The organism is Paenibacillus sp. A3M_27_13 (genome assembly GCF_024213315.1).
Lineage (GTDB): Bacteria > Bacillota > Bacilli > Paenibacillales > Paenibacillaceae > Paenibacillus > Paenibacillus polymyxa_B.
The window spans coordinates 80,123-95,179 of record NZ_JANAVE010000007.1; the positions used below are offsets into that span (position 1 = coordinate 80,123).

The 15,057-nt window shown below is 47.4% G+C and carries 12 protein-coding genes; 1 reads left to right on the forward strand and 11 read right to left on the reverse strand.

Annotated elements, in window-relative coordinates; translation table 11 throughout:
- Positions 1–8 precede the first annotated feature (8 nt).
- The gene (locus NLX82_RS20875; protein WP_023990320.1) at positions 9–1,532 is read left to right on the forward strand and encodes a DHA2 family efflux MFS transporter permease subunit; all 1,524 of its coding nucleotides are present in this window, start codon (positions 9–11) and stop codon (positions 1,530–1,532) included.
- A gap of 146 nt (positions 1,533–1,678) precedes the next feature.
- Here the strand turns inward: NLX82_RS20875 and NLX82_RS20880 are convergent, their stop codons facing one another.
- From NLX82_RS20880 to NLX82_RS20930, 11 genes are all read right to left on the reverse strand, one after another.
- Entirely contained in the window at positions 1,679–3,661 is a 1,983-nt protein-coding gene (locus NLX82_RS20880) for a heavy metal translocating P-type ATPase (protein ID WP_302055920.1), read from the reverse strand.
- A 74-nt stretch (positions 3,662–3,735) separates the two neighbouring features.
- Positions 3,736–3,933, reverse strand: coding sequence for a hypothetical protein (locus NLX82_RS20885; RefSeq protein WP_071558240.1), 198 nt, complete (start codon positions 3,931–3,933; stop codon positions 3,736–3,738).
- 157 nt (positions 3,934–4,090) lie between these two features.
- Positions 4,091–5,542 carry an aldolase/citrate lyase/malate synthase family protein gene (locus NLX82_RS20890; protein WP_023990323.1) on the reverse strand — a complete coding sequence of 484 codons (1,452 nt, stop codon included), beginning with the start codon at positions 5,540–5,542 and terminating at the stop codon, positions 4,091–4,093.
- 306 nt (positions 5,543–5,848) lie between these two features.
- Positions 5,849–8,290, reverse strand: coding sequence for a heavy metal translocating P-type ATPase (locus NLX82_RS20895; RefSeq protein ID WP_023990324.1), 2,442 nt, complete (start codon positions 8,288–8,290; stop codon positions 5,849–5,851).
- Between the two features lie 190 nt (positions 8,291–8,480).
- Entirely contained in the window at positions 8,481–8,849 is a 369-nt protein-coding gene (locus tag NLX82_RS20900; protein ID WP_007432172.1) for an ArsR/SmtB family transcription factor, read from the reverse strand.
- A gap of 148 nt (positions 8,850–8,997) precedes the next feature.
- Entirely contained in the window at positions 8,998–10,122 is a 1,125-nt protein-coding gene (locus NLX82_RS20905) for an NADH:flavin oxidoreductase (RefSeq protein WP_023990325.1), read from the reverse strand.
- A 201-nt stretch (positions 10,123–10,323) separates the two neighbouring features.
- Complete coding sequence (cyoD, locus tag NLX82_RS20910) at positions 10,324–10,659, reverse strand: cytochrome o ubiquinol oxidase subunit IV (protein ID WP_023990326.1); 336 nt, start codon at positions 10,657–10,659, stop codon at positions 10,324–10,326.
- Positions 10,660–11,268, reverse strand: a complete 609-nt coding sequence (gene cyoC, locus NLX82_RS20915; protein ID WP_023990327.1) for a cytochrome o ubiquinol oxidase subunit III — start codon at positions 11,266–11,268, stop codon at positions 10,660–10,662.
- Positions 11,268–13,244: a cbb3-type cytochrome c oxidase subunit I gene (locus tag NLX82_RS20920; RefSeq protein ID WP_023990328.1), complete on the reverse strand. Its 1,977-nt coding sequence runs from the start codon at positions 13,242–13,244 to the stop codon at positions 11,268–11,270. The genes cyoC and NLX82_RS20920 overlap by 1 nt, the downstream gene beginning before the upstream one ends.
- Positions 13,245–13,269: 25 nt before the next feature.
- Positions 13,270–14,253, reverse strand: coding sequence for a ubiquinol oxidase subunit II (gene cyoA / locus NLX82_RS20925; protein WP_023990329.1), 984 nt, complete (start codon positions 14,251–14,253; stop codon positions 13,270–13,272).
- 343 nt (positions 14,254–14,596) lie between these two features.
- Entirely contained in the window at positions 14,597–14,845 is a 249-nt protein-coding gene (locus tag NLX82_RS20930) for a hypothetical protein (RefSeq protein ID WP_013311984.1), read from the reverse strand.
- Positions 14,846–15,057: the final 212 nt, after the last annotated feature.

The window sequence follows — 15,057 nt, forward strand, 5'->3', positions numbered from 1 at the left end:
AGGCTGTCATGGATCAAAAAATGTCCGTCGGACGTATTCTGTCCGTGCTGCTGCTAGGCGCCTTCATTTCGATTTTGAATCAAACGCTGCTTAACGTGGCCATTCCACACTTGATGAATGATTTCAATGTATCTGCAACGACCGTTCAATGGCTATCCACCGGATATATGCTAACCAACGGGATTTTGATTCCAATCACCGCTTTTCTGATTGAGTCATTCGGAACACGTGCGCTGTTCATATCCGCGATGGGGTTATTTACTGCCGGGTCTGTCGTCTGTGCTGCCAGTACCGGCTTTGCGCCTATGCTGGTTGGACGCGTTATCCAGGCCAGCGGAGCGGGCATCATCATGCCTGTGGTCATGAACGTGTTCCTGACTGTGTTTCCTCCGGAAAAACGGGGCGCTGCCATGGGTACCATGGGGATCGCCATGATGTTTGCCCCGGCGATTGGACCGACTTTATCCGGCTGGATTGTGGAGCATTACAGCTGGCGGCTGCTATTTTTGCTGGTTATTCCGCTGGCGATCATTGATATTCTGTTCGCCATACGCTGGCTCAAAAATGTATCCAAGCTAACAAAACCGAACTTTGACCTGTTGGGAACCATCTTTTCCACCCTTGGTTTTGGCTTTCTGCTGTATGGCTTTAGTTCAGCTGGAGACAAAGGCTGGAGTAGCAATACGGTAATACTTACACTCGCTGCCGGGATTGTGTTTATTGTAATGTTTATCGTACGTGAGCTGAACATGATACAACCGATGCTGGAGTTCCGTGTGTTTAAATATGATATTTTCACTGTATCGACCTTAGTCGGGGCTACCGTCAACATGACAATGTTCGGCGGGATGCTGCTGCTGCCGATCTATTTGCAAAATATACGCGGCTTTACACCGCTGCAATCCGGTCTGCTGCTGTTGCCGGGTGCACTGCTGATGGGTGTGATGTCACCGATATCAGGGGCAGTATTTGACCGTATCGGCGCGAGGCCGTTGGCGATCATTGGACTGATCATTACGGCAGTCACGACATGGGAATTCAGTCTGCTGACCGATGCCACCACCTACGGACATATTATGATCATCTATACGATTCGCAGCTTCGGAATGTCATTGCTGATGATGTCCGTCCAGACGGAAGGGCTAAACCAGCTACCTGCCCATCTCGGTAGCCACGGTACAGCCATGTCCAACACAGTACGGCAAATCGCTGGGTCTATCGGTACCGCTTGGCTCATTACTGTAATGAGCAGCCGGACCACGATTCATGTAGCGGATTATGCGAATGTCGCTACCACCGCCAATGTTCCTTTAACCGAAGGAGTAGCACAGTTGGGACAAACCCTCGCGCAAACAGCGGGCGTTTCAACAGAAAGTGGTTCAGCGTTGGCGCTACAACAGGTGTACCGCAGTGCTGTTACGGAATCGACGATCCATGGCATTAATGATGCCTTCATCATTGCTACAGGGATTGCGCTTGCAGGGCTATTGTTTTCCTTGTTCTTGCGACGGTCTACACCGCGACGAAGATAGACGTACAGCGTTAGCGAACTAGAGGTATGAGATGAACTTGCCTTTCAGACAGATAGGCTGGCACTGCAAAAGAAGGAGCATTCATCCCCCTGGATTTTAACAGGTATGAATGCTCCTTCCTGTTTGTCATCTTGTAATTATTAGTCCTATGACCGCAATAAGCGCAGGCCATTCAAAATGACAAGTAATGTGCTGCCTTCATGCCCAATAACCCCAAATGGCAGGGCTATATCTTGCACAAAGTTGCTGATCACAAGCAGCAAAATGACACTTACCGCGAAGATCATATTTTGTTTGACCACCCGCTGCGCCTTGCGCGCCAGTGCTATCGTCGGAGCAATCTCCTCGATTCCATCGTTCATCAGTACCACGTCAGCGACCTCTAGCGCTGCTCCGCTGCCATGCATCCCCATGCCTAGTCCTACGGTTGCCGCAGTCAACGCTGGAGCGTCATTCACACCGTCGCCGACCATGACGACATGCCCGTACTGCTCCCGCAGCATGCGAATATGGCTGACTTTGTCCTCCGGCATTAAGCCAGCATATACGGCGTCGACTCCGGCCTGCTCCGCGATCACAGCAGCCGTTTCTGGGCGGTCTCCGGTCAGCATGACGACCCAGATCCCCTGCGCTTGCAGGCGTTTCACGGACTCTTGGGCCTGCGGACGCAGCTCGTCGCGTAGTGCCAGCATCCCGGCAATCCGATCATCCGCGAGGATAATGGATACGGTTTTGCCCTCAGCTTCCAGCCGGGCCCGACTCTCCATCCACTGTGGCTCTGCCAGAGGACTAGGTCCATCCAGTACATTTGTACGACCGATTTTCCACTTCACCCCGCCTATGATGCCTTCCATCCCCCATCCGGTGAGTGCCTGCACTTGCTCGGTTGGGAGCAGCTCTCTCTGTCCCAATTCAGCTTCGGCTTTGGCTACAATCGCTCGCGCCAGCGGATGCAAAGAATAACTTTCGATTGTAGCGACAATGTGCAATAGCTCATCGGCATCGTATTCTGCGGCGGTAATCCAATCCGTGACGACAGGTGACCCCATCGTTAACGTGCCTGTTTTGTCAAAAGCAACAACAGAAGTCAATGCCATATTCTCCACATGTGCGCCACCTTTGAACAGGATGCCCCGCCGGGCACGGTTGGAAATGGCCGATAGCATCACTGGCATAATGGATGACACGAGCGCACAGGGTGAGGCCACGACGAGGAACACCATAGCCTTGTAGAACGCTGCTGCCCACGTCCAGCCTAATGCTATGGGTGCACCGGCAATGACGATCAGCGTGACAGCAACAACAATTCGAGCGTACACCGATTCAAACGTTTTAATAAACCGCTGGGAATCAGGAACTTCGGTCTGAGCCTCTTCCACCATACGAATGATTTTTGAAAATAAAGTGTCCTCCGAGGACTGACTAACCTCTACATATAGCACGCCTTCTCCATTAATGGTGCCGGCATATACTTCGTCACCTTCCACCTTATTTACCGGAACAGATTCCCCGGTAATAGATGCCTGATTCACTGCCGAAACGCCCTTGGAGATTCGCCCGTCCGCCGGAATCAGTTCGCCCGGCTTCACCAGCAGCAGGTCGCCTGGCAACAGCTGCTCAATGCCGACCGTTTCCGTCCCCTCGCGAGACAAGCGCAAAGCCGTTTCCGGCTTCAACGCCATGAGCTCAGAAATATCCTTACTACTACGCTCGGTGGTATAGCTCTCCAGCGCACCGCTGAGTGCAAAAATAAAGATCAGCATGGCTCCTTCATTCCAATAGCCAATGGCCGCAGCTCCTAGGGAGGCAGCGATCATGAGCAGATTAACATCCAGATCATGTTCTCGGATCAGTGTTTCGATCCCTTCTCTGGCTTTGGACCAGCCCCCAAGGGCGTAAGACACCACATACAGAATGACCGATAGCCATTGCCACCAATGTGAAATCCCCCATGCCATTAGCATCAGCAATCCACTACCTAGAGCAGCTTGCATCTCCTTGTTTTTCAGCATGCTTTTAAGCTGAAATTGCGGCTTGCGATTCGGACCGGGTCGTCCGCTGCCACTGTTTTTTGAAAGGGTTCGGTTAGAGGAAGACAATGTATCTTGTAATCGTTGAGCAGCTTGCATCATGTCACGTTCCTTTCCATATTTTGTTCCTTGTACTAGCATCTCATTGAGAATGATATCCATTGTTAAGTGCCCTAAAATAGCACATGCTGCTTCGGGAAGCCCGAAGCAGCATGTTTGGCAATGAGAATGATAATCATTTTTGCATCTATACAATTATTTTGGTTTAGAGAAACTTTTGTTTTATTATATACCTTTTCTTTTCCACTTGTAAACCAGTAATGGCCTAAATAAAAAAAGATACCCGCGCAAACACCGCAGGTATCCTCCATATTTAAAGTATCCTATTCAGGATTTGCAAAATTCGATTCCAGTCGCTCCAAAGTGCAATATATAGACGAACTAGACCATTTCGATCTATATATTGTTCATTGAAAGTCGCTTATTGGATTTTTGCAAAATCCTCTATTACATGAATTCGGGTTATCTTCAGGCTAAAGGAAACTTCCACGCATGGTTGTGTGCAGTTCCTGAAGTGTGCTGACGATCTGCGGGCTGTTGCAGTTCCAAACGCGCAGCCGCAAGGCGTGCAGCGGGAACTGCTGTGTCCGGGCAAATGACCCCCGTCAGCTCATTCTCCCAGATCGAAATCCCTTCCAGAGACTGGTTAATTTCATCTATTGCTACCCATAAAGGAAGCTCGGGCTTTACACGCCGAACAGCCTCCATTATGCATTTTATCGTATCACTAGTATTCACATGACCATCGACACCGGATGGAATCAACTGATTCTCAGCCCTAATGTCATCGGATGGAGTTGGTATGACTTCTAAAATGATCGTATCGGCAAAGCGTGCCAGATCTGCAGCTTGAGCCACCTGCTTGATCTGTCGTGCGCCCACTTCGGACATGTTATTGGGGTTGGCTGACTCCCCCGACCGTGCGGCTGGCCTGTTCCCTGTTTGGCTTACGTTAGGCACCAAAGACGGATCAACTGTCAAAAGTACGCCTACCCGATATGGAATGCACCGAAGACGTTCGCATAAGGTCTGCTCCGCAACGCCGTCAATCCAGTCTCGGGTTGCCCGGAATTCGTCCACGTCAGCCGGATTGCGCACCATAATCTCCAGCTTGGGTTCCCCCCCCTGCCGCACGCTCCGTAACGCCGCACGCAGTAATGCCTCCAGCTGCATATCTTGCAGGCTTCCAAGACCCACTGCATTGTTTTGCTCAATTAGAGCTATAGTGAGTGGTGATCCGTTCAAAGACTCGAATAAGCCTTCATATTCTGTTTCCAGCAAACTGATAATTCGGCGGGACAAATGCTCACACAATCCAGGCAGGCCAGATGCCTGGTTAAAGGTTTTGTACGTGTCAGATGCACGAGAACCGGGAATAAGGATGGGATCGGGCTCCCCGTCAGGGGCATGAATCATCTGTCCAGACTCAGCTACGTCCAGATAGGCATAGCATAATTCCCCCACGCGGCCAGATGCCTGTGACAAGGGACCATGCAGAAGACTATAACCGTCAAAACTGCCTATTTCTGATGCTGTCTCTGTACTGATGCGACTCAAACTTGCAGGAGCATCGGCATAAATCCGTATGGAGGTACGCCTGTATTCATCGCTCCATTTTAGGAGTGTGCCCATTGCTTGCCCAATATCGTTGCTGTTATTCAGCATCGTTTCCCCAAGTAATTCCGGATTCGCAGCCATCAAAGCCTCCGCTCGACTGATTACGCCCTGCTCAGCTAAACCAACCAGCCAGCCCAACGGATCTTCCTCCTGCGTAGCAGATACTTCATGGCTGCCTGCCCTTAGCGTCTCCATAGCCAACCTCTGTGCAGCAGCCTCCGTACCCGACTCTGGAACTTTGAGATCCCGGCTGTTTTTGCCACCCAACAGCTCTGCGAATACATGCATCAGTTTAGCCTCCATGCTATTAATCCATCCTTTCTTCCGTCAGCAAGTTGGCACACACGAATTCGAGTACCCCTCCAAACAAAGAAAACGCTTACTCATTATGGAGCAACCGAATCTTACATGGGCCTTACCTGTAAAGCCCCTACCTTAACGTATTAGGCACGCCACACATTTATACATCTGGGCACAACCACCCTACATCCCAAAATAAATCTCTATACTGCTGGCACAAGACCACTCGAAAAAGGAACCTATAAAATAAACACCCCCGGTCTTCACAGGATGCCTATACATCCAATGCTAACCCAGGGGTGTTTATTTTTATTCGTAAGAACGAACCTTCAATACACGCATCACATTCAATACGGCTAGCAATGTTACACCTACATCGGAAAATACAGCCTCCCACATAGTAGCAATACCGAATGCTCCCAGCGTAAGAAACACAGCTTTGACGCCTAGCGCAAATATAATGTTTTGCCATACGATACGACGTGTGCGCTTAGCGATATGGATCGCCGTAACTAGCCTTGAAGGCTCGTCGTTCATGATTACGATATCTGCCGCCTCAATCGCAGCATCCGATCCCAAACCGCCCATCGCTACACCGACATCTGCCAGTGCCAGTACGGGTGTATCATTAATCCCATCGCCTACGAACAAAATTTTGTCGCTCGTTTTTTTACTTGCAGACAACTGCTCGATGGCTTCAGCTTTGTGCTGAGGTAACAGCTCTGCCCGTACTTCATCCAAACCCAGCTGTCGTCCTACAGCCTCGGCAACTGTCCGATTGTCACCCGTCAGCATGATGGTTTTCACCACACCCAACTTTTTCAGTGAAGCAACCGTTTGGGCTGCGTCTTCCTTAACCTCATCTGAAATCAGAATGCACCCAGCATACGTTCCGTCTACAGCCACATGTACGACCGTTCCTTCATCCAGCGTCCCTGCTTGCTGCGCCGCGTTAAAAGCCACATGCTCCCGCTCCATCAGCTTGGCGTTCCCGGCCGATACCAGACGACCATCTATTTGTGCCTGAATCCCGTGACCCGATATTTCACTATATTGCTGAACCCGTTCTGCTCTGAGCTCTTTACCGTAGGATTCACGCAAAGACGCAGCAATAGGGTGTGTGGAATGCAGCTCCGCCAAAGCGGCGGTTTCGAGCAAGCTTTCGTTTGTAAAATCTCCGGCAGGATAAATCCCTGTTACACGGAAAACACCTTTGGTGAGTGTGCCCGTTTTATCGAAAACAGCGTATTTCACATGATTCAGAGCTTCAAGATAGTTCCCGCCCTTGATCAGAATACCTGAACGGGAGGCTGCCCCGATTCCCCCAAAGAAGCCCAGTGGAATGGATACTACCAGCGCACAAGGACAAGAAATAACGAGGAAAACAAGCGCACGGTATACCCAATCTGCAAATTGTGCACCTGGCACAACAAGCGGTGGAACAACCGCCAACAACAGCGCTACAATAACCACTACTGGAGTATAGTATCTGGAAAATTTCGTGATAAACTTTTCAGTCGGCGCTTTTTTGGCACTCGCATTTTGCACTAATTCCAAAATTTTAGAGACCGCGGATTCACTAAATTCTTTGCTAACCTCTACCGTTAGAAGTCCGTTCGTATTGATAAATCCACTCAACACACTGCTTCCCGGCTCTACAGTACGAGGCACCGATTCACCAGTCAACGCAGAGGTATCCACATGCGATTTACCATCTATAACTTTACCATCCAGCGGGATCTTCTCGCCCGGCTTAATTACAATCAAATCCCCAATGCGAACGTCTTCTGGGGACACTCTCCGTACGGACTCAGCCGTCTTCAGGTTGGCATAGTCCGGTCTAATATCCATCAGATCACTGATGGACTTACGTGAACGGTTAACTGCAATGCCTTGAAACAGCTCTCCGATTTGATAAAAGAACATGACAGCTACGCCTTCCGGGTATTCCCCAATCGCAAATGCACCCACAGTAGCCAGCGTCATCAGGAAGTATTCGTCAAAGGCCATTCCACGCACCAGGCTGCGCGCAGCCTGCAAGACAACATCACCGCCAACGATGATATATGCCAGTAAAAATAGGGCCAGCTTGCCTACACCTTCGACAGGTAACCACCAGGCAACAGCCGCAACGACCGCACCAATAGCCAAACGCGCAATCATGCGGCGCATACCGTCCGTACCGTGATCATGCGTATGTCCAGCGTGGCCATCATCTCCATGCGAATGTGAATGAGCGTGGGTGGCTTCACCATGTTCGTGCTCTGCATGGTGGTTGTGATGCTCGTGTCCATGATCGCCGTGGTTGTGTCCATCGTGCGTATGGGCTTGCTTGCCATGTGCTCCATGATGATGACCAGCGTGGCTGTGAGCCGCATGTTGCCCGACCTCGTGTGTATGCCCTTCACCTTCACCATCATGCTCATGACCGCATGCACAATCCTCTGTGCTGTCTGACTGTACTGCACCAGCATTGCTTCGGCTGTCTTCACGCAAGCGTCCACGAGCATTTTTTACAACCATTCGAACATGCGGCTCGAGTCTGTGAACCTTCCGTTCAGTCTGGCGAAAAACCTCTTCTTTTTGATCCGAACTTGTGGTCATCGTCAACGTTTTCGTAACAAAATTGACCGAGCAATCCAGGACCCCTTCTATTTTACTGACTCCATTTTCAATCTTTAGAGCACAGTTGGCGCAATCCAAACCTTCCAAAATCCATTCATGCCGTTCCGTTCTTTTTAGAGCATCCATAATCCATCGGCCTCCAATTAACTATATATGAGCAACTGTTCATATATTATTTGTTAAGGCCATTATATTCAGGATCAGGGTCAAAAGTCAATGACTCTAGCCCCTTTTTAACAAAAAAATCGACTTCAACGGACAAACGCCAAAAGAGCGCCAATCACTTGGCGCCCTACTGTTGTTTTATTCCAAAAAATCATTGATGTGATATGTGCTGATGGGTTTGCAAAAAGATCTGCTCCACATGATTATCATCCAGTGAATAAAACACCGTCTTGCCTTCCTTGCGTCGTTTGACAATACGCAGGTTGCGCAAATAGCGAAGCTGGTGGGATACCGCAGATTGTCCCATGTTCAACACCTGGGTCAGATCATGAACACACAATTCTTTTTGTGCCAGGGCATAAATCAGCTTAATCCGTGTCGGGTCACCCAGTGCTTTAAACAGCTCCGACATTTTGTATGCGATGGAATCCTCGACAAGGGAAGATTTTATGCGCTCGATTTCCTGATCTGAACCGTGACAAGCCGGCTCGCAATCCAAAGCTTCCGTTTCAGAATTCATCCTTTTCACCCCGTGTATTTCGACTTGATGCTTCTATTATAGCAAATTCGTAGAGTTTACGAATAGCTTATATTACAGCTTGCCCTGTAACAGAAAACTTCCAAGTTTCAATGCTTGCCTAACACTATAGCTTTACACGACATAAAGCTTAATTCAACGTCTTTAATACTTCATCACTGTAAGGAATAATTTCTTCTATTTGTTGATCACGTAACTTCACCGCAAACGCTGGATCAACCAACAAAGCACGCCCAACCGCAACCAGATCAGCTTCCTCTCGTTCTACTTGCCCCACGAGTTGTTCTAATCTTGCCTCTACACTACTGGATTGATCGGTTTGACGATTATTATTTTTTTCCAAATCACTCAAAAAGGCCTTCTCCAAACCAATCGAGCCCACAGTAATCACTGGCTTGCCTGTTATCTTTTTGGTCCAAGCTGCCAGGTTTAGATCAGACCCTTCAAATTCCGGTTCCCAAAAACGGCGGCTTGAGCAATGGAATATATCCACCCCGGCCTTCACTAATGGAGTGAGAAACTGTTCAAGTTCCTGTGGTGTCTGTGCCAGCTTTTCTTCATAGTGATACATCTTCCACTGGGAGAATCGCAGTACAATTGGGAAATTCGGCCCCACTGCACGACGGCAAGCCTCAATGACCTCCACCGCAAACCGAGTACGCTGGACCAAATTGCCTCCGTATTGATCGGTACGCTTATTCGTTTTGTCCCAGAAAAATTGATCGATTAAATAGCCATGTGCTCCATGAAGCTCAATACCGTCAAACCCCACTCGCTGGGCATCGGCAGCGGCCTGAGCATAAGCGGAGATAATATCCGCAATCTCAGCCTCCGTCAATGGCTCGACCACCTTTTCACCAGCGGGAGAAATACCGGACGGACCGACAGGCAATGCCTCGGGATTCGGTTGATTATCTGCACCTATTTTACGGGCCGTACCCACATGCCAGAGCTGCGGTATAATCTTGCCACCTACCGCATGAACCTCCTCAACTACCTTGGCCCATCCCTCTAATCCCTCTCCATAAAAATTAGGAATGCTTGTGTGCTCCACAGCTGCAGGATGATTAATAGCAGTGCCCTCCGTAATAATCAATCCAACTGCATTTTCCGCACGGCGACGATAATACGCGGCCACTTCAGGCCCTGGAATACCTTGAGGAGAAAAATTCCGTGTCATAGGCGCCATAACAATCCGATTGGGAAGAGATAAATTACCTGCCTTAAAAGGTTTAAACAGTAATTCTGTGTTCATTAATTTTTCCTCCGCTCTCCACTAGTATTATCGTTTTCACTCTACTGTTATACAATTCCATTTTACACATATGTAAACTTGAGTTCAAGAAGCCACAGTTTTATTTTTAATAAGCTACACAAAAAAAGAAGAAGCGGCTCTAAGTCCGCTTCTTCTTTCCTAATTCGTTTTTACTTGAGTGATTTTGCAAAAATCCTGTTATTAGTGTGCTACCATGTTGTATTCCATAATCCATACAGAACCACCAACAATGGTCAACAGGATAACTACCCCGAAAATCAAAGTCATGACATTCCAGCGTGGTCCATTGCTTTCACGAATGTGCATGAAGAAGAAAAGCTGAACCAGAAATTGCAGCACTGCCGCGGCTAAAATAACAACCATGGTCGAAGTGCGGCTCAACATATGATTCATAACCACACCGAGAGGAATGATGGTCAGTACGATGGACAGAATAAACCCGATAACATAGGATTTCACTGAACCGTGAGAATCATCATGACCATGCGAACCCGCTCCTGTTTGATGCTGTGCCATCTACATCACCCCCATCAAATAGACGACTGTCAGCAAGAAGATCCAGACAGCGTCCAAAAAGTGCCAGTACAAGCTCAATGCCGAAACTTTGCCCTTCGTCTCTGGTGTAAGCCCGCGTTTCTTCAACTGGAACATGAGTCCAATCATCCAAACCAGACCTAACGAAACGTGAAGTCCATGCGTTCCGACTAAAGTGAAGAATGCCGACAAGAACGCGCTGGTTCCAAAATTGGCTCCTTCGTGTACCAACTCAACAAACTCGTAAACCTCAAAACCGATAAAACCAAGACCCAGGATCGCCGTCACGATTAACCAGTTAATTAATCCCTTCATGCTTCCTTTGTTCATGGCCAACACAGCCAGACCACTTGTGAAGCTGCTCGTGAGCAAGAGGAACGTTTCAATAATAACGCCCGTCATGTTAAACAGCTCTGCGCCACCCGGTCCTCCGGCTGTGTTGTTCCGAAGGACGACGAAGGTTGCGAACAAGGTACTGAACAGGATTACGTCCGTTACGAGGAAGATCCAAAAACCAAGCATCTTCAATTCTTGCGGATCGTGATGCCCGTGGTCATGATCATGGCTTTGGTGTGCTGCTGCTTGTGCCATTATACAGACCCCCTTATTGCCGCTTCCGTGCGTTTTACTTCATCCGCAGGGATATAGTAGTCGCCATCATAGGAGAAGAACGAACGGCAAATCATACAAATTGCCACACCGATCAACCCTGGAATATAGAAGAACGACCATCCGAATACGAACCCGAAACCTGCAATGAAAAAGAATACCGACATAATGAATGGAATCGCCGAGTTCTTCGGCATATGAATCGCTTCAATTGGCGGTTGCTTTCTGAAAATACCTTTTGCACGTTTATCTTTTTCTGCCCACCAGTCATCACGTTCTTCTACTTGTGGAATGGTAGCAAAATTGTACTCCGGTGCAGGTGAAGGAATCGACCATTCCAACGTATGGCCACCCCAAGGGTCGCCTGTTGTATCCTTCAGCTTACGATAATTCTTGATGCCCAGAAGAATTTGAAGAACCTGGAACAAGAAACCAATACCCATCAGGAATGCCCCAACGGTCGAAACGAGGTTAAGCGGCTGCCAGCCGGTATCCCAGCCATAAGTGCTCAGACGACGCGTCATACCCATCAGACCGAGAGAATATTGCGGAATAAAACATACATAGAAACCGATGTTCCAGAACCAGAAAGCCCATTTACCAGGCGTTTCAGGCAATGTGAAACCGAACATTTTAGGCCACCAATAGTACAGACCTGCCAAGTAACCGAACACTACACCACCAATCAGAGCGGAGTGAAAGTGAGCGATCAGGAAGTAACTGTTATGGAACTGGAAGTCAGCAGGCGCTACAGACAACATGACGCCCGTCAAACCAGCAATCAAGAAGTTAGGAATAAAAGCAATTGACCACATCATAGGGGTCTTGAATGTAATCTTACCCCGATACATGGTGAACAGCCAGTTAAATACTTTAACCCCTGTTGGTATTGCGATAACCATCGTCGAAATCGCAAAGAATGCATTAACATCTGCGCCTGATCCCATCGTGAAGAAGTGATGCGCCCAGGTGAAGAAGGACAAGATCGCAATAATGAACATGGCGTAAACCATGGACTTGTATCCAAACAATTTCTTTTTGGAGAATACACTGATGACCTCGGAATAAATACCGAAGGCAGGCAAAACTACAATGTATACCTCAGGGTGACCCCACATCCAGATCAAGTTGATATACATCATCGGGTTACCGCCGAAATCAAGCGTAAAGAAGTGTCCTCCTCCAAAGCGGTCAAGGAATAGCAAGGCTAAAGTAACCGTCAGAATTGGAAACGCGAAAATGATAATAACACATGATGAAAATACGGACCACGTAAAGACAGGAATCTTCATCCAAGTCATACCAGGTGCACGCATTTTAATGATAGTAACAATAAAGTTGATCCCTGTAGCCAATGAACCTATACCCGAAATCTGAATACCCCAGATATAGAAGTTCTGACCAACGCCGGGACTAAATTGCATTTCTGAAAGCGGTGGATAACTCAACCAACCTGCATCTGGCGAACCGCCGATAACGAAGGACAGGTTGAACAACATCGCTCCCATAAAGAAAAGCCAGAAGCTCAATGCGTTCAGGAAAGGGAACGCAACGTCGCGCGCACCAATTTGAAGTGGTACGGCAATGTTAAACAAACCAAACATCAACGGCATCGCCATAAACAAGATCATGATCGTGCCATGTGTTGTAAAAATCTGGTTGTAATGCTCAGGATGCAGTAGTGTAACATCCGGTGTAGCAAGTTGAACACGCATCAATAATGCATCCACGCCTCCGCGGAATAACATCAAGATGGCCGCAAGAATATACATAATACCGACTTTTTTATGGTCAACGGTAGTCAACCAGTTTTTCCAAAGCCAGCCCCATTTTTTGAAATAAGTGAGCACAAACACGATCCCGATCGTTGCTAGTGCGATGGAAACGTCCGCTCCATAGATCATCGGGTCTCCAGTAACGAAGAAAGTGGATGCAAACTCTTTTATTTTGTCAAGCATTGGGGGCCTCCTTCCCTGTAATCATTTAATGGTGTCCGCTCATATTCATATGACTCATGTCCATTGCAGCTTCATCTTCTGTATCGGACTTGGAAGAACCTTCTGTGGATGTGTGTCCGCCATGTCCAGCATGCGGGTTAGAAGCACCATCCACTACATACTTGCTTACAATGTCTTGGAACAAGCCATCTGGAATTGAAGAATACTCATCAGGTTGGGACAAACCTGGTTTTGCAAGCGCCAAATAGCCGTCTTTCGTCAGCGGCTTAGACTGCTTCTTGATGTTAGCGACCCAGTTTTTGTACTCTTCATCCGACTGAACCTCTACATCAAAACGCATTTGTCCAAAATGCTCACCGCTAAAGTTTGCACCCGAACCAAAGTATGTTCCTTCGTGGTCGGCCTGCAAATGCAGTTTCATTGCCATGCCTGACATGGTGTAGATCTGACCGCCCAATTGCGGAATCCAGAACGAGTTCATCGGGGCGTCGGCAGTCAGTTCAAAACGGACTGGAACACCTTTAGGAATGTGAATTTCATTGACTGTAGCAATACCTTCTTCAGGGTACATAAAGAGCCATTTCCAGTCCAGTGAAGTCACTTGAATGGTTACTGGCTTTTGTGTACTTGCCAACGGCTTGGAAGGCTCCAGCAAGTAGGTATATCTCGCAGTTATAACCGCAAGAATGCAGATAACGATGATTGGAATAGCCCACCATACGGTCTCCAGCTTTTTGCTGTCATCCCAATGAGGTTGGTACTTGGCTTTGTTATCCGGTGCGTCGCGATATCGCCAAATGATGAAAAAAGTCAAAATCATGACCGGTACAATCAGCAGTGCAGCCATAGACGTTGAAAGAATGATCAGCTCTTTTTGTGCTTGCCCAATAGGTCCTTTTGGATCGAAAACAACGTATTTTCCGCCAGCATAAAAACACGTCCAAATGAGCAATGCTACCGTGAGCACGGTCAAAACCAACGCAATAATCGCTTTTGGTTTTTTGTTCATGTTGTTCCCCTCTCCTTAAATAATAAATTACTCAAAACTTACGAACTCCTGTAATGTTGCCCTTATATAAGATAGCAGAAAAGCGGCCACTTTTTTTATTGTTAACAGAATTGTCGATTATTTGTCCGTTTTTTGTGAAAAACATCTCTAAAAATAAAATTTCTCTTGCAAATTCAAAATTTCTTATTAATACAAAGATGACATAATAAAAACGTTATTTGTGTATCTTAAAGAAGTTATATTAAAGAAAAAAGGGGACTCCTTACAGTTATCATCCTACACTGCTCGAAGCCCCACATTGTTGTTTTCGGTATATATTGCTTTAAATCATTTTTAAATTGTATTAACTGCGGCCGTTTTCCTGGTCTTCCTTCTTGCGTGCAATGACAAATGATTTCCCAACTAGAAAAATAAAAATCCCGGCAACAACGCAGCCAATACCTGTCATTAAATATATATTTCGATCAGTTAAATTACCTATATCAAGCAAAATAAGGATAATTCCTGCAATACAGGCGATCCAAGCGATAACAGATACCGTGCGGCTCATTTGGTTATCATTTGATCCTGATTTCCTAACATTCGAAGCCATACCCTCCACTCCCTCTGGTTTAAAATGGTTTAAAACGCCCTCGTCAGGTATTTTTTTCAGTATGCACACTTCTTATTTTTTTATTCCTGCTGTCTCTACATACTTGAAACAACCTGCATTCATCTTGGTTATTATTACCCCAGAGGGCCTCCTATTCAAACAAAAGGGAGCAGAGACAGGCGTAAATCTGCTTTATTTTCAAAACATCTCTT